General features: G+C 29.0%; 18 protein-coding genes and 1 pseudogene. 3 read left to right on the forward strand and 16 right to left on the reverse strand.

Going from position 1 to position 20,243, the window contains the following annotated elements; translation table 11 throughout:
* Window position 1: 1 nt before the first annotated feature.
* The 11 genes from Lupro_RS02295 to Lupro_RS13090 form a co-directional block, all read right to left on the reverse strand.
* On the reverse strand, window positions 2–883 hold the full coding sequence (locus Lupro_RS02295) for an N-acetylneuraminate synthase family protein (protein ID WP_068205914.1): 882 nt from the start codon (window positions 881–883) through the stop codon (window positions 2–4).
* A gap of 581 nt (window positions 884–1,464) precedes the next feature.
* The gene (locus tag Lupro_RS02300; RefSeq protein ID WP_068205915.1) at window positions 1,465–2,625 is read right to left on the reverse strand and encodes an acylneuraminate cytidylyltransferase; all 1,161 of its coding nucleotides are present in this window, start codon (window positions 2,623–2,625) and stop codon (window positions 1,465–1,467) included.
* A 60-nt stretch (window positions 2,626–2,685) separates the two neighbouring features.
* Entirely contained in the window at window positions 2,686–4,170 is a 1,485-nt protein-coding gene (locus tag Lupro_RS02305; RefSeq protein ID WP_068205916.1) for a hypothetical protein, read from the reverse strand.
* Window positions 4,171–4,185: 15 nt separating this feature from the next.
* Window positions 4,186–5,319: a glycosyltransferase gene (locus Lupro_RS02310; protein ID WP_068205917.1), complete on the reverse strand. Its 1,134-nt coding sequence runs from the start codon at window positions 5,317–5,319 to the stop codon at window positions 4,186–4,188.
* A gap of 1 nt (window position 5,320) precedes the next feature.
* Entirely contained in the window at window positions 5,321–6,385 is a 1,065-nt protein-coding gene (locus Lupro_RS02315) for a glycosyltransferase family 2 protein (protein ID WP_068205919.1), read from the reverse strand.
* Window positions 6,385–6,957: a hypothetical protein gene (locus tag Lupro_RS02320; RefSeq protein WP_068205922.1), complete on the reverse strand. Its 573-nt coding sequence runs from the start codon at window positions 6,955–6,957 to the stop codon at window positions 6,385–6,387. Before Lupro_RS02320 ends, Lupro_RS02315 begins: the two co-directional genes overlap by 1 nt.
* A gap of 275 nt (window positions 6,958–7,232) precedes the next feature.
* Entirely contained in the window at window positions 7,233–8,252 is a 1,020-nt protein-coding gene (locus tag Lupro_RS02325) for a glycosyltransferase family A protein (RefSeq protein WP_068205923.1), read from the reverse strand.
* Window positions 8,236–9,165, reverse strand: coding sequence for an NAD-dependent epimerase/dehydratase family protein (locus tag Lupro_RS02330; RefSeq protein ID WP_068205924.1), 930 nt, complete (start codon window positions 9,163–9,165; stop codon window positions 8,236–8,238). The genes Lupro_RS02325 and Lupro_RS02330 overlap by 17 nt, the downstream gene beginning before the upstream one ends.
* A complete protein-coding gene (locus Lupro_RS13425; protein WP_068205925.1) occupies window positions 9,162–10,067 on the reverse strand; it encodes a glycosyltransferase family 2 protein in 906 nt (301 codons plus the stop codon). The genes Lupro_RS02330 and Lupro_RS13425 overlap by 4 nt, the downstream gene beginning before the upstream one ends.
* 11 nt (window positions 10,068–10,078) lie before the next feature.
* On the reverse strand, window positions 10,079–10,906 hold the full coding sequence (locus tag Lupro_RS02340) for a hypothetical protein (protein ID WP_068205926.1): 828 nt from the start codon (window positions 10,904–10,906) through the stop codon (window positions 10,079–10,081).
* A gap of 12 nt (window positions 10,907–10,918) precedes the next feature.
* Window positions 10,919–11,065: a glycosyltransferase family 2 protein gene (locus Lupro_RS13090; RefSeq protein WP_082703843.1), complete on the reverse strand. Its 147-nt coding sequence runs from the start codon at window positions 11,063–11,065 to the stop codon at window positions 10,919–10,921.
* A gap of 275 nt (window positions 11,066–11,340) precedes the next feature.
* Between Lupro_RS13090 and Lupro_RS02345 the strand changes: the two genes are divergently transcribed.
* Window positions 11,341–11,724, forward strand: coding sequence for an HU family DNA-binding protein (locus Lupro_RS02345; protein WP_068205927.1), 384 nt, complete (start codon window positions 11,341–11,343; stop codon window positions 11,722–11,724).
* Window positions 11,725–13,318: 1,594 nt separating this feature from the next.
* A complete protein-coding gene (locus tag Lupro_RS13500; protein WP_158499544.1) occupies window positions 13,319–13,495 on the forward strand; it encodes an HU family DNA-binding protein in 177 nt (58 codons plus the stop codon).
* Window positions 13,496–13,531: 36 nt separating this feature from the next.
* Here the strand turns inward: Lupro_RS13500 and Lupro_RS02350 are convergent, their stop codons facing one another.
* From Lupro_RS02350 to Lupro_RS02370, 5 genes and pseudogenes are all read right to left on the reverse strand, one after another.
* Window positions 13,532–14,254 (reverse strand): hypothetical protein, encoded by a 723-nt coding sequence (locus tag Lupro_RS02350; protein ID WP_068205929.1) that lies wholly within the window; start codon window positions 14,252–14,254, stop codon window positions 13,532–13,534.
* Window positions 14,248–15,519, reverse strand: a complete 1,272-nt coding sequence (locus tag Lupro_RS02355; RefSeq protein WP_068205930.1) for an ABC transporter ATP-binding protein — start codon at window positions 15,517–15,519, stop codon at window positions 14,248–14,250. Before Lupro_RS02355 ends, Lupro_RS02350 begins: the two co-directional genes overlap by 7 nt.
* A 78-nt stretch (window positions 15,520–15,597) precedes the next feature.
* Window positions 15,598–15,944, reverse strand: a pseudogene (locus Lupro_RS13925) (four helix bundle protein).
* Window positions 15,945–16,045: 101 nt separating this feature from the next.
* Complete coding sequence (locus Lupro_RS02365; RefSeq protein WP_068205932.1) at window positions 16,046–16,915, reverse strand: ABC transporter permease; 870 nt, start codon at window positions 16,913–16,915, stop codon at window positions 16,046–16,048.
* A 249-nt stretch (window positions 16,916–17,164) separates the two neighbouring features.
* The gene (locus Lupro_RS02370) at window positions 17,165–18,226 is read right to left on the reverse strand and encodes an NAD-dependent epimerase/dehydratase family protein (RefSeq protein WP_068205934.1); all 1,062 of its coding nucleotides are present in this window, start codon (window positions 18,224–18,226) and stop codon (window positions 17,165–17,167) included.
* A 254-nt stretch (window positions 18,227–18,480) separates the two neighbouring features.
* On the opposite strand from Lupro_RS02370, the gene ftcD reads away from it, so the two are divergent.
* Complete coding sequence (gene ftcD / locus Lupro_RS02375; RefSeq protein ID WP_068205935.1) at window positions 18,481–20,172, forward strand: glutamate formimidoyltransferase; 1,692 nt, start codon at window positions 18,481–18,483, stop codon at window positions 20,170–20,172.
* Window positions 20,173–20,243: the final 71 nt, after the last annotated feature.

Consider the following 20,243-nt stretch of genomic DNA (forward strand, 5'->3'; position numbering starts at 1 on the left):
ATTAAGCCTTTTTATATTTTAATTTATCCCGCTGAACTTTTTCAATAGGTAAAACATCTTTGTTTTTGTATGTTAATGATTTATGGACTGCATTTAGATCTCTCGTTAATTTTCTTAATCCCATAGGCTCTAAAGAAGCTGCATGGTCAGTTCCTTTCCAAGTTCTATCTAAAGTATAATGTCGCTCAATAATTGAAGTTCCTAAAGTATATGCTGCAATGTCAACTGCAATACCTAAGTGATGACCTGAAAAACCAATATTTTTTACTTTACCTCTATATTTTGATATCAAATTATTTATTTCCAACAAGCATACATCTTCAAAAGGTACAGGATAACCAGAAGTACAATTATAAAGTACTAAATTTTTATTTTTCTCTTTTTTAATGAAAAAATTCACTAATTCTTCTATCTCTTTCTTTGTTGTCATACCCGTTGAAACATGCAACTCTCCCTTATAATTTTCGCATAACCATTCTAACATTTCATAATTATTATTACATGCAGATGGGATTTTTATAAATAATGGATTTAAGGACGCTATTTCTTTTGCTGAAGTTGTATCCCAAACAGAAGTTGAATAAATAACACCTATTTCTTCACAAAATTTCTTTAATTCTGAGTGTTCCTGTAAATTAAACTCAAGATATTCTCTATGTAAACCATAGGTGTCTCCGTATGAATTTGAAGGATTAGGGTGTGGCTGGTTATATTGTTCCTCTGTTAATAATTCCTTATTATTTCTTTTTTGAAACTTTACAGCATCAACATTACAAAATATTTTAGCTACTTTAATTAGCTCTTTGGCTATTTCAATATCTCCCTTATGATTACAACCAATTTCAGCAATAACAAAGGGCTTATTATAGTTACTATTTTTCATTTATTTTTTTCAAATTTATCATCCAAACGATTCCTCTATATTTTTTTTGTCCTCTCTGCTCCCTAAAACCACCTAAATGACGTTTTTCCGTTTAATTTCAATAGCACGTCTCAATGTTTATTATTACGTCAGTTCGAGTGCGTAGCGTATCTAGAACAAGAATTAGAACTTCTTTTTTGCTAAATTAACTAAAGTCATAAAATCATCATTAATTAATGCTTCTTTTTTTGATTTTAAACACTTTTATATTTGTTTCTACTTTTTTATTACCATATTATTATTTGTAAATACCACAAAAAAACCAATTCTATTGATCTTCTGGAAGCCATTTAGCTATTTAGGTAAACCCCTAAATTATACTTAAACATCCTGTTTTCTAAATTACTAGTAATACCAATGTAGCAGGTATTATCAAAAATATTTTAGGATATTTACATAAAATTAGTTTCATTGTATTAATTTCTTATCGATACTATTTTAGTCCTCTCTGTTTCTTAAAATCAATCGAAGTGATGTTTGTCAACTATTATACGTCAGTTTAAGTGATTTTAATATGAATGGAATTCATGCTGAAATTGTATCTAGAATCGCTTATTATACTTCATAATAAACTCACATCCTTCTCTAATAGCGCCGTTACCAGAACCTTTCGTCAAAATAACATCCGCATGTTGCTTTACTATAGTAGTTGCATTATTTGGTGTTAATGACCAGCCTACACTACACATATTGGCTAAGTCATTTACATCGTCACCCATATAAGCAATGTTGCCCATCGCTAAAGATTTTTCTTTTAATAAATAATTTAACAATGCATATTTATCTTTTACGCCAAGGTAAACATTCTCTATCTTTAATTTTTTCATGCGTTGTGTAACAATATCAGACTGCTCTGAAGTCATAACAAGAATCTCAATACCTTGTTCTCTTAGTATTTCCAACCCCATTCCATCACGCATATCAAATTGCTTTGCCATTTCCCCAACGTTTGAATAAAATACAGTACCATTGGTAAATACACCATCAACATCCAATACTAAGTGTGTGATTTTCTTAGATTCTTTTTGTTTTTTTTGTCGTTCCATTAACAGTTGTTCAACAATTAACCAATCAGATTCTGAATCAATTTCATGCAATGATTCTCCTGGCATTTCAACCAATCCAATGTTACCACTTACTCTATTTCCTGATGCTATAAAAGCATTTTTTGTTGTACTGTAAACTGCTCCATTTTCTATTAACAAGCCCTCAAAATCTTGACGGCGAGGGCGTTTAAATACATCATAATTTGTAGGACTTCCTTTTGTATTCCATGTAAACCTATGTGTATTTACTACAGTTACTACTGAATCAAAACCTTCCTTTTCAATTTTATTTAAACAATTATTAATATCATTCCTAGTTGTTAGAGGTGAAGTTGCTTGCAACAAACACAATACATCATAGTCATGTTTTATGCTTTTAGAAAATTCTTCCATTGCAAATTCTGTAGATGCAGTATCTGTAGCAGTTTCTTTACTTCTTAATAGTGCTTTTACTTTAGGTGACCATGCATATTCCGTATTAATAAATTCAATTAAGTCTATATCGTCTGTAAATACATACACCTCCTCTAATTTTGAGAAGATAGCTTCACCTAATACCCACATAAACAAAGATCTTCCAACCATTTTACGAGTATTTTTCCCAACGATACTTTTTGATCCTTTACGAAGTGGAATAATTCCTATTTTTTTAAGCATTGTTTATTTTTTAATTGCAAGATATTTATTTTTAATTGTTCTATAAAGAAAACATATAATTTATAATAAAGGATTTACAATTTCAATACTTTTTGTATGTATCCTGTCTTTTTCCACTTTTTTAATTAAAGTATGAAATTTCTTTTCAAATGTTGTACTATCTTTATTTGAAAAAAACACCAATTTATCATCAATATATTCTTTGAATATTTCTTTACCAATTTCATGAATCAATAAAGTTGAAATACCCATTAATTGTGCTTCAATTAAGCAACCTGAAAAATTAGTAATATGCAGAATCGTAGAATTAAGCATATTGGGTAAAGAGACTTCAATTGCATCTTGAATTATTGTATGTTCAAATATACCATTAGATTTTATATATTCCTTTAGATATACTAAATCAATATTATTTCTTGGGTGAAGTCTGAGTATCCATTTATAATCAGACTTTTTAATTAAAGAAATTATTTTAGGTGTTAACATCTCTTCAACTGAAAAAATAGGTGCCGTCTGTAAACTATATAGTATTATTTTATTTTTACTTTTAATGTTATTATGTTTTTTTAACCAATAAGAAATATATGGTTGCCCAACAAATTTAGATTTTGTATTATTTGTTAAATTAGCCCACTCATCTATATTCTCTTTAGACTTTTTATCCCAACTCCAAAATTTTAATGGCATCGTATTATATCCATACAATGGAACCTTAGTCCAACTTGAGAATGCCATATGAACATTTGTTTGAGGACCATGTTGAAAGTCTATTGTGTTAATGTCTAATTTATTAGCCGCTACAAGTGCAGCATATAAATTATCTAAACCGTAATAGCCTAAAAAAAAGATTTTAGAAGGTTTGATTTTTTTATACATTTTAATAAAGAACCCCTCTATAGAATTTATTTTTATTGCCCATTTTATTATATTAACTTCAGAAATTCTTAAAGAATTTAAATCTATTTGAATTCCTTCTAAGTTTTTGTAAAATTCAGTATAACCATCTAAAGAAACAGTATTTGTTGATTGCTTAAACCTATTAAAAAATTTAAATAATAATTTGTAATCGTTTAAATATTTATTCAAATCTATTATGGCATTTTTATTATATATAGATCCATATACAGTTGTATACTCTACCATATAAACATCCTCATGCAGTTTATGATAATCGACCATTGCATCATAAAACCTATTAAAATAGTTGCCATCTTGTAAAACACGATGATAATGCGCACCATAAAACATTATTTTTTTTCTTTTTAAGGCTAAAAAGAATAATGGCAAACGAAAAAAACTTCTTATTAATTTTAAAATTGTTACTATTTTACTTCCAAGATTAAAGGTTTTTTTAATTTTAATAGTATTCGTAAAATTTTGTTCAGTTGAATTTTCATGCAATGATGACAACAAATGAATGTATAATTTAATTCTAACGTAAGGCCAAATATGAACACCATTAACCATCCAACTGTCAACAGCCCATTTGTCTTCTATTTGCAGTATTAGGTTTTTTATATGCTCTTGGGTTTTTATGCTTTTCACTTAAATAGTAACTTATTAAATTTTTAAATATGATTCTAAAACTTTTTTCTTTATGAATTCTCTTTCAAATTGTGGTTTCAAATGTTGTTGGTTTATTTCAAAAGCACCTTTTAATAACATAGTATTTAAAACTACTTGTAAAATAATATTTTTTATCTCATCAATATTTTCAAAATCTTCAATTATTAAACCATTCTCTGCATTAACTATAATTTCTTCAGTCACCTTCCCTGGATTAGATTGTATTGGGAAAGCACCCAAGCAAATAGCTTCCAATAATGTGTTTGGTATTCCATCAGAATTGCTATTCCCAATATAAATTAACGCTTTCCCCATTAATTTTAAAACTTCAGTATGACTTACTTTTCCAATAATTGAAAAGTTTTTCCATTGTTTTAATTCAGATTGGTTTGAATAATTTATAACTTCTTCATCTGCACCAAAAACAACTATTTTAAATATTTTTAGTTGTTCTTGTAATTTTTCAAGTGCTTGTAATACTTGTATCGCTCTTCCAGACCTTCCCTGATACCCCTTAATAATTATGGTATTTCTATTTTCTAATGGCAATATATAGGTATTCATCATTTCCAAATCAAAACCACCTCCTCCAGGATAAACTCCTAAAAATTCTCCTTTAAAACCATACCTTAGAGATAATTGATAATCTCGTCTGCAATCGGAAAATAAATAATCAACTCTTGGTAATACATTTTTAATATCCTCTAAAAAACTTGATTCATTTTGAAAATAGTACAAATCACTCCCCCAGGAAGAATAAATCCATTTTATATTTTTATAGTGTTGCATAACACTCAAAATAGGCGTACACGAAACATATAACGCAAAACTATGTACTACATCTGGTTGAATTTCTTTTAGTTTTTTTTCAAAAACGATTGCCACTTTTCTATCATTTAATTTTTGAAAAAATGTATATAATCCTGTCATTTGTTTTTTAAAGAAATATCTACCTGGATAATTCCAACGTCTTTTCCAATTGACTATTTGATGTACCCAATCTAACCGTTTTATTTTTTTTCCTCCATCGTTAATGTCAAACCAATACACTTCATGACCTGTATCTTTAAGTTGTTCTGTCCATCTAAAAAAATGAATGGATGCCATAGAAACTAGTAAGATTTTCATATTACAATGCTATAATAAGTTTAATAATATTAATTTCCTTATCCCATTCATAAACATATTTACAATTTCTATATTGAGCTATAATACTAACTAATATTAAATCATTTAACTCTTTAAAATCATAACATGCAATAGTCTTTTTATTAAAAACCTTTTTAATATTGTTTTTTAAGGACATACATTCTTTATGAGGTTCAATCTTTAAATATATATTTTTATTTTTTATTGTATTTAACAACCCATACAAAAAGGCATCTATTTCGCTTTTTTGATTCGTAATAGAAAATTCTAGCGCATTTTGAATTGATAACTTCCCTTCTATTGGAAACTCTCCCCAATTAAAAGTTGTGTTTGCCATTACTTTTTTAGTGCTTATTACCATTTGTAAGTATTGGTGATTTATTTTTTCTAAATAAGAATGATAGGGTTCTTTACTTTTTGAAGACCTATAAACTTTTGGATGCCATTGATGTAATAGTAAAACTTCCGTATCATAAAACTGCACCTTATATCCGGCATTTTTCAATCGGATATGTACATCTGTATCCTCAGCCCCCCATCCATGGTAAAATTCATCATATCCGTTAATGCTTTTCAATAGATTAGTTGGATATAATGTGATTCCTGTGGCTTCAAAATTAGATACATGTTTTATATTATAATTATGAAATTGTTTTGAAAGCAGTGATTCTTCCCTACTTAAAAAACCAACTTGAAAATATATAATTTTGTCGAACTTTTTCTTTTTATTTAAAAATTCAACAAAATCATTTCTATATATCATATCTATATCACCAACAAGTAAGTATGGAGTATCTGAATGTTTTAAAGTTATATTAATTGCTCTACTTTTATTCCAAAGTTGTCCTTGAGTTGAACAATATATTAATTGTATAAACGAATATGCTTTTATTAATTTCTTAAGTGGTTTAGCAAACTTATCATCACTTCCATAATCTAACAATATCACTTTAAATTCTTCACTAGTTTGTGTATGTAAAGAATCTAAACATTTTTTTACGATGCGTATATCTCTATTTCGGTATGTTAGGGCTATGGTAATCATTATTTTCTCATTGCCTCACAACAAACCATTTTACCCTTTTCTAACAAATAAACCATTTTAACTTCTAAAGTTGAGTATTTTTCAATTTGGTTTTTTAAAGTATACGGACTATACCAACAATTATGATCTGGATGAACAACTTCAATAAATTCATTCTTTTCAACATGATAATTTTTAATTCTAGATTTTGAAAAACAGTTTGGAGCTGTTATATAAAATTTTGTAGCATCAATTTTTGAAATAAATTTTAAAAAATCAGCAACATTATCAACGTGTTCAATACCTTCTTTATCAACATCAAAACCATCAATACTTTTACAGACATTTGCCAGTTTAATATGTAAATTATTTTTAGAATTAAAAATAGGCCAATCTGTACACCCAAAATGAAGTACATTTTTATTTTTGCATTCTGAAATAAAAAAACTTAAACGATCATCAATTTTCTTATAAGGTATTTTTTGTACCCAAAAATTATTTGAAGTTTTATAATATGGTTTTCTTATAATAAAGTTATATATGTATAATGTACTCTTTTTTGAGTGAGCCAGTATTTTTCTTATTTGATTCATTATTTTTTAAAATTGATTTCTTATAAAAATGATTAATTCTTAAATTTACATTAATATTCCGTGAGTGGGGATTTTTTTTATTCAATCTCTTTTCTTTTAAATAATAGCATACTAATAATAAACAAATGTGGTTTAATAACACCTAGAAAACTAAAGTCACATAATTAATAAATAATTTTTAATCTATTGTAGTTATTTACCTCGCCTTTATTTTTTCTAATCTTAAAACTCATGAAATGCCCAAATAAATTTTTTAGATATAACTCTATTTTAAACTAAAAATCTTGTACTTGAGCATCTGTCAAACCTTTCATTTTAAATATTCTTTTTTTTAACCAACCTATTGAGATTAAAAAATTAAAACATTTCTCAGATAACCTATAATTTATCAAAGGCTTTTCTAACATTTTAAAATTAAATTTAACATCCGATTTATATTCCTCTTTTAGATTTTTATAAATATCAACCATCCAACCTTCCAATATATTACCCATATGATATGTATAATTATCTTCGGTTGACAAACGATACCCTCCTTTTTTAATAACAGGTACATCAGTATATATATGTTCACTATTACCTCTTATTTTGAATTCAGTATTTTCTGATGGAATTTCTGTAAATACCTCTCTTTTATACGTAGCAACAAAATGAGAGCAACCAACCATTGCAACGGTACCGTTTGTAGCTTTTAACGTTGCATACACATCTTTATATTTATCATCTAACCAAGGCCAACCAATACTATTGGCAAATTTTGTCATAGCTGCCGGATTTTTGACTGGCATAAATTTAAGTCTATTTGAAAATAAATACTTTAACCATATGTTACTTGTTAATTGAAAGTGTTTTCTGAAAACAGGTGTAGGACATACCGCTCCTGCCTTTGGAAAAGCTTTAAATACATCCAGAATTGCTTGTTCCCATCCATTCACAAATAATACATCTGCATCTGTAATGGTTATAAATCGCTCATCGGCTGTTCTAAGTGCTTTTAAAACACTGTTGATTTTGCCTATTCCCTCTCTTTCAATTATTAATTCGTCAATGGCATGTTTTTTTTGAAATGCTACTAATTTATCATTTACTGCATCATTACAACCATTACTTATTATCGATATTTTTAAGTTAGTAATACTTGTTTTTATTATTGAAGATAGGCAGTATTCAAAAATTTGTAATGCATCTTTAAAATAATCGGTTTCATGAGGTATATAAACTGGTACAATTACACGATGTAGCGTTTTGTTAGCTTCAACAATTTTATGATTACTTGGATTATTTCCTATTCTCATAATATTTCATTATTTTTTTTATCCCAACTTCCAACGAAATTAATTCTTTTCCTAAAATTGCTTTCATTTTTGATGTATCTGGACAACGCCGTGTCATATCTCCTTCTTCCAAAGCAGGTACATGTATTATTTTAGATTTGGATTTAGTAATTGCTATTAGTTGTTTTGCTAAATCTAAAATACTCATTTCAATATCACTCCCTATATTTAGCACATCATTTATACAATTTTTGTCATTCATAGCTTTAATACAAGTTTCTACATTGTCATCTACATAACAAAAAGAACGTGTTTGTAATCCATCTCCATATATAGTTATAGGCTCATTGTTTAATGCCAACTCTAGAAAGCGTGGAATTACAAAGTCCTCACTTTGGTTAACCCCATACGTATTAAAAAATCTAAAAATTGTATATTCCAATCCATACTCTTGATAATATGATTTAAAAAAGGCTTCTCCTACATTTTTAACAATTGCATATGGCAGACGTGAATTTAAAGGGGTTGTATGTTCATTTTGTGGAATTTCAAAAGGCTCTCCATATACTTCTGACGAACTTGAATAAAATACCCGTTTTACACCTGAATTTTTTGATAAGGATAATATATTCTTAATCCCTTCAATATCATTTAACACTCGCATTGGATTGTCTAAAGTTCTTTTAACACCAACTACTGCAGCATAATGAAAAACATAATCAAAATTATAGCGTCCAAATACAGGTACTATGTCATTATAATTATTTACATCAGATTTTACAAAATGGACATTCTCTTTTTTTGGCACTTTGTACAAACTACCTGTTAAAAGGTTATCAATAATTACAACAATATTATTAATATCCTCACTTAATTTTGTAGCCAAAGCACTCCCTATATTTCCTGCGCCTCCTGTTATTAGTATTGTTTTCATCTATTTTTAGAAAAATTAGTTTTTAAATTAAAAAATATTGATTTTAAAAATTCAGAATAAAAAGTAAATAAATAATTTGAAAAATAAATTTTTGATATTTTAATAAACATTAACATATTCTTCTTATCATTTAAATAGCATTTATTAATTTTATTCAACAATATTTTTCTTTGCTCGTCAGTAAATTTATTATATTTTGAAGACAATAAATAATAGTAAAAACTAAAAACAGCTTTTAATTTAATTTTCATATTGTCGCTTCTTCCAGAAATACTTATTTCAGATATGCGAATGTATATTAATGCTGTTTTAATTGAATAAACATTTCCAAAATTTGAAAATTCTAAAACAGCTAAAACATCTGAAAACCATCCTAAGGGATAATCTTTAAAGCCAATTGCATTAATCTTTTTTTTATTAAATACATATTCACTTAAAGAACTTCTTGTTTTTCTAAAAAAAAAATCTACTGCATTTTCAATCTTAGGGTGTTGGTAAACATCGGAAATTAAATTACCCAAATCATTTATTTTACACGTTGAAAACCTAATTACTGTAATATTCTCTTTCTTAATTTCAGGTAAATTTTTGTAAAATAATTTTACTACATTTTCTCCCAACACATCATCATCTCCCAAAATCATAAGCCAATCTTCCTTATTAGCCATTTTAATACAACGCTCCCATTGTTTAACTAATGAAATGCAACCTAAATTATTTTCAAACTTTGTATATACAAAATCAAATTTTTTGCTATATTTTTCTAATATTTTAGAAGGGTCTTCTGGACTAGCATCATCACCAATATATACCTTGAACCTCTTATCTGTTTGATTTGCTAATGACTTTAAGGTCTCTTCAAAAAATGTAATTTTATAATATGGAATTACTATTGCTATCATAAATCAAATAATTATATTTTTAAAAGTTCATCTATAGCATTATCCATCTTATTAAAATCTGATCTTAGTTTTTGCCTGCCTTTTAAACCATTTATATAAATATTTGGTAAATGATGAATTAAATTATCTTCAAAATCTGATATACATATTAATTTTTTCATTCCTCCATACTTAAAAATATCAGTATTAACCTTACATTTTACGCTGTAAATATTATGCCTTGGTATATTTAAACCTAATTTTCGTTTAACTTTTCTAATAATCAATTCGAAAACACTTAATTCAAAATCATTTACTAATTCACAAAAATTGATTTTTTTACCAATTTTGATTAATTGTTCTTTAGTTAAGATAAATGTAGCTTGATGAACATTATTAAAATGTGCAAATACTTTATCCTCATAGATTTCAACCGAGTTAAAATCCCAGTCAAAATCTAAGTGATATCCTGGATAATACTTTCCAGTTTCATCCTCTTCAAATTGAATTAAACCTGAAATTCTAGTTTTAGGTAATATTTTAGAGTATTTAATATGATTATCTATATGTTTTTCAAGAAACAAATGATCGTTTTCTCCATAAATAAAAATATCAAACTCATTTTTATTCTCCCAAATAACTTTTCTGCAAGTTTGCGGCAATAATTGGTAATCATCTAGTTCAAAGACATTTACTTTATCAATACCTTCAATACTCAAATCCATATTTGAATTTACAATTACTGTTACATCATATTTACTAAACCCTTTTAGTTCTTTTACAACTTGCTGGAGGTAATTAATTTGCTCATCACCATAATTTACTAATACCGCTAAAATTCTAGGTAAACTTCTTATCATGATATATAAACCTTAATTTTCTAATACTATAGTTCTCGTATAATTCACAATACATTCCCAGTTGGTATAGGTTTGTGCCAATATACTATCCAACGTTTCACCAATTAAATGAGCTCGGTTATAGGTTGGAATGATAATAGATACTAAAGGGGTTTGCATATAATTTAGTTAATTAGCGTAAAAATAGCAATTTAAACTTAGCACCTAAAATTATAACGAAAAGAAATAAAATTATAAGAATTATTTTGAAATAAAAACAACATACAACCTTTATTAATATGCGAAAATACAAAATATTTCAGTGTAAAAAAGTCAACTTTTCAACATTAAAATGTTATTAAGTAATTTTAATTAAAGACTTTAAACCTTAAATAACATTTATTTTTACAATAATGATTTCAACGAAGAAGTCAGGTTAAATACATATTAATAATATGATTGAAATAAAGTCTATTTCAAGGGGAAACCCGCAGGACGAAACTGCGGTTCCAAAGTATTATGCACACGCTATTTCTACGGGGAAAGTAGATTTTGAGCGTTTGGCATATTTAGTGTCCAACCAATGTACTGTTCGTGTTCCGGATTGTCTTGCTGTTCTCCGAGCATTGGAGATGAACATGATTGATGAACTGGAACAAGGTAAAATTGTACAGTTTGGTGAATTGGGAAATTTTCAAATTGGTGTACGTTCAGAAGGGGAAACTCTCACTGAAGAAGTAAGTGGTAACAGTGTTACTTCAGCACATTTGAATTTTAGACCTGCAAAACGTTTACGCAAAATGCTTAAAACGTTGGAATTTAAATTAAAAGCGAGCTAGCGCCCTGTAGTTAATTTAATTTGATAAAAACCTCGATCGTTCTAGCGACCGAGGTTTTTTTATACGTCATTGCGAACCTTTTGAAAAAAGGAGTGGCAATCTGCAGTAATTTTAGTTAAATTTGCTATAGCAATTTGCTCAAACTGCTAAGAAGTTTTAAAATATTGCTAAGCGATTTGTTTCAACTGCCAAGCAGTTTTTTATCATGGCTAAGCAAATTTAAAAATTCCTCAAATTAAGACTAATTCATTGTATGTTTTAGTAAAAATTAGGTAATTAGAGCGTGATTTTTAAGCATTAAAATGAATAGAGCGTCTATTTATTTGGTGAATGAAGTTCTCAATACAGTTTTTTATCAAAAACTAGTCGAACTGTCATTGTAAATAACTACAAAACACGAAATTACAACAATAATTTATTAACGTTTTGACCTCAAAAGTAATAAAATAATATAGAGGTAAGTAGCTAGTTTCATACGATTAATTTAATAAATTCTATTTGTTTGTGTCTGGTCGAGCGCAGTCGAGACCTATTTATGTGTGCTATAGTTCTCGACTGCGCTCGAACAGACAAATTATTTTGCATTACACTTTTTATATTCAGTGTTTTACCATTTCAAATTTATATGTAGTTATCTACTGACCTCTAAAATAATAATTAAATTAGGTGAACTATGAAACTAAAAAACATAAAAAAACTCAATAATTAATGGCTAGCACCCTGTAGTTATTGAGTTATAATTTGATAAAAACCTCGATCAGTTCTAGCTAATCGTTTTATTTAACTGGGTAAAAATAAGATATCAGTTACTATATTTCAACTATTTTTTGCTTTATTTTTGTTTTGTTTGTGAACAAATACACTAATTTGTTAATAAAAAGGTTGCTAGGTATGCTGTTTTATAGGTTTTAGTAGGTTAGTAAAAACGTCATTGCGAATGAAACGCAGAGGAATGAAGCAATCTGCTGCTATTCATGAAATTGCTTTGTCGTTTGTTCTGCTCTCCCCACAATGACGTGTCCAAACGTCATCCTCAGCAGGTCACTGAGCGGAGTTGAAGTGTTAACTGGGAATCTTTTAAAACATACCGTCATTCTCAGCTTGACTGGGAATCTTTTGAATTGTAGTTGAAATTTATAATTAAGTTCTAAAATTTCATTCTTATCAGGTCACTGAGCGGAATCGAAGTGTTAACTACGTAAAACTATAGATTAAAGGTATGTTTTTAATTGTTGTATTTAGTTTTGAAGTTATTTGTTAATACTTTTTTTCATTGATAAAAAAAGTATTCAAAAAAATCTAGGCTTATGAAGATTTATCTAAATTTTTTATTCGATTTCTAAATTTCAGGAACTCGCTTTCTTGATTTTAACAATATAAAACATTCGTTTAGCTCAAACAGCCCGAAATTTTTAACGAAATTTTCATTTCAAATTTTACGATAAATTTTCAATATGCCGTAATTAAAAATACAGATTGAATAACAAAAAGTGTAGAGCCTGTACTGAGCACAGTCGAAATATCATCCTCAGCAGGTCACTAAATTTTGAAGAGTTGACTACTATTGTTGCTAGTTGCCATTTATTGATTGCTATTGCGTTTTATTACACCTAGAAGAAACAATGATACACGAAAAGTTGTACGTTTAGGATGTATAGGCAGTTATCAGTTAGGTGTTTGTTCTAATGGATTTGCAACTGAAAAGCAAGTAACATCCAGTACTATTAACAATGTTAAAATAAATTTTAGAACTGGAAAAGAGTTGAAATAAATGGTGAAAACGTTGATTTATAAGAAAGTAAAATAGTTAAAAAGATTTTACACTTTTATACTTTTCAGTTCCTAGAACACCTACACTTTTATTACCAGAATATTCCCCCCAATAAATTGTAATACCCTTTTCTTTTAACATCTTTAAGAGTTCTTGCACAGTTTCCTTTTCCCCAATTCGCTGGTAGTCGTCTATGATTATTATGAATTCATCATTTTTAGTAAAATCTCGTGCCAATTCAACAATATCATACCTTGAATAATTTTCACTTCCAAAAGGCCCATCTACAATGTATAAATCAAAATTTTGATTGATAATATCTTCTATTCCTGAATAAGAATTTACGTCACAATTAAATACTTTTCTTTTATATAATGGACAAATAGCAACTTTAGAAAGTAACGAGAGTTGAAATTTTAATTTAAAATTTTGATGCCAAGTTTCATCTTGTTCTATAATTAAATGGTTAGAGTTTTTCAACTCATTTTCTAAATAAGTCGAAACAAATTTACTTGATTCTCCCAATCCAAATTCTAAAATAGAATTAGGTTTAAAATCGGTTAAAATTCTATTCAACAGATAAAAAAACGGGTAATTTCCTGCCCATCTACCAATATTTAAAGGTAATTTTTCTAACCAGTCTTTACCCCTAATACTGTCGTGATATATATGAGCCCATTCCAATTCTTTCAACTGTAATAAATTTTCTTTATGCAACTGACGGTTTTCTCGTATAAGATTTTTAATTTTTTTTAACATTCCTTATAATTTAGATTAAAATCCATTAATATTTTACTTTGAACCAATGGTATTTTATTTCCATTATTATAAAAGTCACCTTCAAATATCTCAAAAGAAAAAGCATTTTGAATATGATCTGCTAATTCTTTATTTACTTCTAAGTAAGTTGTAACATAATAAATTCCTTGGTTTAAATTACAACGTTGAATTTCAAAATTCAAAATTTTGAAAATATCATTACTTCCATTTGTTGGTTTTAAAACAGTACTAAACCAAGCTATTCTTTGTCCCATAGCGTCATCTATTCGAAAGTCAAATCGTACATCTTTTAATAGTACATTATTTTGATTCTCAAATTGATATTCAAAATTTAATTTAGATCCTGAAATTGCTGAAGAATCCTTATCATCACCATATACTTCAACACTTTTTGTTTTAATTCTCCCATTTCCTTTTCTGTCCTTAATATCTATTAGGTCTTCAGACGTTAGATTGCCTTTTAAATAAAACAATATTGCGTTTTCTGTTTTACCATCAAAAACAACTCCACCATTCTCCAACACAATCCCTCTTGTACATAAATTTTGCACCGCCGCCATATTATGGCTCACAAATAGCACCGTTCTTCCATCTCCTTTACTAATATCTTGCATTTTACCAATGGCTTTTTTTTGAAACTCGGCATCACCAACAGCTAAAACTTCATCTATCACTAAAATATCGGGTTCTAAATGAGCTGCTACGGAAAATGCTAAACGAACCGTCATACCGCTGCTATAGCGTTTAACGGGTGTATCTATATATCGTTCACAGCCCGAAAATTCTACAATCTCATCAATTTTGGCGTTTATTTCAGCCTTGGTCATCCCTAAAATAGCGCCATTCAAAAAAATATTTTCTCTACCGGTAAGTTCAGGGTGAAAACCTGTACCTACTTCTAATAAAGAAGCTATTCGCCCTTTAGATTTAATACTTCCAGTAGTTGGGCCTGTTACTTTTGAAAGAATTTTAAGTAAGGTAGATTTTCCAGCGCCATTTTTACCAATAATACCTAAAACTTCTCCTTTTTTCACTTCAAAATTAATATCCTTCAAAGCCCACACGTAGTCAGATGTGCCTTTGGTTGCCCTGTCATTTACTTCTCCAACTTTTAAAAAAGGGTCTTCTTTACCACGTACTTTATGCCACCAACGATTTAAATCATGGCTTATAGTACCCGTACCAACAGTTCCTAGTCGGTATTGTTTGCTTAAGTTTTCTATTTTTAAAATAACTTCGTTCATTGCATTCGTTCAATGTAATCTGTTTTGTTAGTGAACCGTGAACTGTTATCTGTGAACGCTTCACTCTTCACTTACTATTTAAATTTTACTTACTAAATACTTTTTTAATCCAATTAACAATTTCCTCACTATCACAATCTCATCAAAAATAGTTGAATCATTTATATATTTTAATCGTTGTGCAATAATCATCTGTGTTTCTAATTCGCTCAATGAACCTATAGAAATATTCAAAATCGAACATATTCCTTTTTTGAATCTCTACCAGCACCTTCAGAAATATTGGAAGGAACTGCAACAGCTGACCTTCTCATTTGACTTGTAATTCCGTACTCTTCAATTTTCGGAAAAGCCTTTGTCACTTTATATACTTCAGCTACCAAATCAATACTCGTTTTCCATACATCTAAATTTTTATGATCCATTCTTTTAGCAATTTTTTATTTTTAATTATTCGTGAACTATTTTTCTAGGTGAACGGTGAACGGTTCTCACTTCACTCTTCACCCTTAACTCTTCACACTCCCTACACCGTATCAATAAAGCTTTTTTCTGTTCTATTAAATATCAATAAACCTACAAAAAATATAACAATGGTAATTATTACTGAATACAAAATTCCATAAAAATCAAATTCTCCATCATTTAATAACATTATCCTAGAAGTTTCAATAATATGTGCCATTGGATTATATTCTACAATCCAAGAATAAGTTGACAATTTCTCTTTTACTAACGATATTGGGTACATTACTGCAGAAACATACATTAATAATTGCACTCCAAACCCCACCAAAAAAGTTAAATCTCTATATTTTGTAACCATTGATGAAATTATCATACCCAATCCCAAACCTAGCATTCCCATAATAATTATTAACAGCGGGTATACTAAAACAAATGAATTTGGGGCAATTTGATATCCATTATAAACGTAATACAGATAAAACCCTATAAATACGCCAAGCTGAATTCCAAATTTTAATAAATTGGAAATTACAATACTCATAGGCATAATAATTCTCGGAAAATAAACTTTACCAAATAAACTAGCATTCTTTTTAAAAGTATCAGAAGTGGCTGTTAAACATTCTCTAAAATAGTTCCAACTTGTAACCCCAGCTAAATTGAATAAAAAGGGAGGAATATTCCCTGTATCAATCCCAGCAATTTTGTTGAATATTATTGTGAATATTATTGATGTAAATAAAGGTTGAATTAAGTACCAGAGAGGCCCTAAAATAGTTTGTTTGTATAATGTAACCACATCACGTTTTACAAACAACATCAATAAATCTCTATATTGCCAAACTTCCTTCAAATTTAAATTGAAGAGTTTATTTTTGGGGGTTATTTCAAATAACCAATTTTCTGTATTTGATTTTTGATTATTCATTATTTAAGCCTCAATTATTTTTGGGAATATTTTTCATTATCTGCTGTAAATATAGGGTATTGCTTTAGAATTTGAAAATTAATTTTAGGAGTTTGTTTGGTTGCGTAAGTCTAATCTTAGCAAAGATTTTTTATACCTTATTTTATTTTAAAATACACCTCGATTCCGCTCACGAGTGAAACTACTTTTATACGAGTTCTCTATACTCCTTGGTAAACGTAGTTACTTGAACTGACAAATATACACTCTTTACTTCTCACGCTTCATTCCTTCCAACTCCAAATACCTATCTACAAATGCTTTAATACCTTCTTCAATAGTTGTTTTAGGTTTAAATCCTATATAATTAAACAAATTCTCTACATTGGCATAGGTAGATTGTACGTCTCCTGGTTGCATTGGTTTAAATATAATTTTCCCTTTTTTGCCTAAGGCTTTTTCTACTGCATGAACATAATCCATTAGAGCTACCGGACTATTATTTCCTATATTAAATAGTTGGTAGGCTTTAGAACTTTTAGAGGACACCGGCTTTTTTGGATTAAATGCGGGATTATTTTCTTTTGGTGGGAGCGGTAATAAGCGTTTAACACTTTCTACAATATCACCTACATACGTAAAATCACGACTCATATCTCCATTATTAAACACCTCAAAAGGTTTGTCTTCTACCATTGCTTTGGTAAAAATATGCAATGCCATATCAGGTCTTCCCCAAGGGCCATACACTGTAAAAAACCGTAATCCTGTACAAGGAATACCGTATAAATTAGCATACGAATGCGCCATCATTTCATTGGCTTTTTTACTAGCAGCATACATTGCCAATGGATGGTCTGTACAATTATCTTCTTTAAAAGGAATATCTTCACTTAAACCATACACAGAACTTGACGATGCAAACACCAAATGTTCAACAGGAAATGCTCTACAACTTTCTAAAATATTCAAAAATCCTGTAATATTACTGTCAACATACGAATGTGGATTTTCTAAAGAGTACCTAACGCCTGCTTGTGCAGCTAAATTAACCACATAACTAAATTGCTGATCTTCAAATAATTGCTTTAAGTTACCTAAATCTGTTAAATCCAATTTTATAAATGAAATAACAGCATTAGTTAAAAGTTTGTTGTAAGCTATTTCATTAGTATCAAAGCCTAAATCTTGCAAACGTGCTAATTTTAAATTAGGATCGTAATAATCGTTGATATTGTCCAACCCTACAACTTCAAAATTTGACTTTACTAATAACTTTGCTAAATGATGGCCTATAAAGCCGGCCATTCCTGTAATTAAAACTTTTTTCATAAAAATAATACATTCATTGATTTAATATCTTCTAATAGATTTCTAATTACGTCATTGCGAATAAAATGAAGCAATCTGTTTCTCAGAAATCGACTACTTCAGCCATCCCTCTTTCGTAATGACAATTAACCATTTCCTCCACAAAAGTAGAATTTAATTGCACAAACAGTTAACATATCTTTTATTTATTTTAAAATAGTATCAACAAAAATCAAATTAACTTTCTAAATTTGAAACTTAAAATATAACTTTTAATGAATAAGCAATTAATTGAATGTGTACCTAATATTAGTGAAGGACGCGATACCGTAAAAATAAATACCATTGCAAGTGTAGTTGAAACCGTTGAAGGTGTTAAATTGTTAGACGTTGACCCTGGAAAAGCAACCAATAGAACCGTTATTACATTTGTTGGCGAGCCTAAAAATGTAATTGAAGCCGCTTTTAAATTAATTAAAAAAGCTGCTGAATTAATTGATATGAGTAAACATACAGGCGCACATCCTCGTTTTGGAGCTACAGATGTTTGTCCGTTAGTACCCATTTCAGGAATTACCTTGGAAGAAACAGCTGCTTTCGCACATAAATTAGGTGAACGTGTTGGAAAGGAATTAGGAATTCCTGGATATTTTTACGAGAATGCCGCTAAAGAAGAGAAACGAAAAAATTTGGCAAATTGCCGTTCTGGTGAATATGAAGGTTTAAAAGAAAAGTTAGAAAACACAGCGTGGAAACCTGATTTTGGTCCCGCTGAGTTTAATTCAAGTGTTGTCAAGTCAGGCTGTACAGCTATTTCTGCACGAGATTTTCTAATTGCTTACAATGTAAATTTAAATACCACATCAACACGTAGAGCCAACGCTGTTGCTTTTGATATTCGTGAAGCTGGTAGAATAAAACGTGAAGGAAACCCGTCAACAGGTAAAAAAGTATTGGATAAAAATGGTAATCCTGTTCGTATTCCTGGTAAATTAAAAGCTGTAAAAGGTATTGGATGGTTTATTGAAGAATATGGTATTGCACAAATTTCTTATAATTTAACCAACATTAGCATAACATCAATGCACGTTGCTTTTGATGAAACTGTAAAAGCTGCAACCAAACGAGGTTTGCGTGTTACTGGTTCTGAATTGATAGGGTTAATACCTCTTAAAGCAATGTTAGATGCTGGAGATTATTTTTTACGCAAACAACAGCGCTCTTTAGGTATTTCTGAAGAAGAAAAAATTAAAATTGCTGTAAAATCTTTAGGTTTAGACGATTTAAAACCCTTCAATCCAACTGAAAAAATAATAGAGTATTTATTAAAAGACAATAGCCAAAAATTAGTAGATTTAACTGTTGCTGGTTTTGCAGAGGAAACAGCCGGAGAATCTATGGCTCCGGGTGGCGGTTCCATTGCTGCTTATGTTGGTACTTTAGGGGTTTCATTAGGTACCATGGTTGCAAACCTATCGGCTCACAAAGCAGGTTGGGATGCTAAATGGGAGTTTTATTCAAATTGGGCAGAAAAAGGACAAACCTATAAAAATAAATTGTTGTATTTAGTTGATGAAGACACCAACGCTTTCAATAAAATTATTGAAGGGTTTAGAATGCCTAAAACTACCAATGATGAAAAAGAAGTACGAAAACAAGCGATAGAAAAAGCGACAAAGTACGCTACTGAGATACCTTTTCAGGTAATGGAAACAGCTTATAACTCTATGGAAGTAATGCAAGCCATGCTAAAAGAGGGTTTACAAAGCTCGTTATCTGATGCTGCTGTTGGAATTTTATGTGCTAGAACAGCCGTTATTGGTGCTTATTTCAATGTTAGAATTAATGCGAAAGATATAAAAGACAGTGTTTTTGCTGAAGACATTTTAGTTCGTGCAAAAAAAATATATGATGCTACAATTACTATTGAAAAAGAAGTCATGGATTTTATTGATGAAAAAATGTAAAAAGAGGTTTCTAATAAATTTTAAGCCAGCAATATAAATTATACAACCACATAAATACTAAATTTCAACTT

It is taken from the genome of Lutibacter profundi, from assembly GCF_001543325.1.
In the GTDB taxonomy this organism is placed as follows: domain Bacteria; phylum Bacteroidota; class Bacteroidia; order Flavobacteriales; family Flavobacteriaceae; genus Lutibacter; species Lutibacter profundi.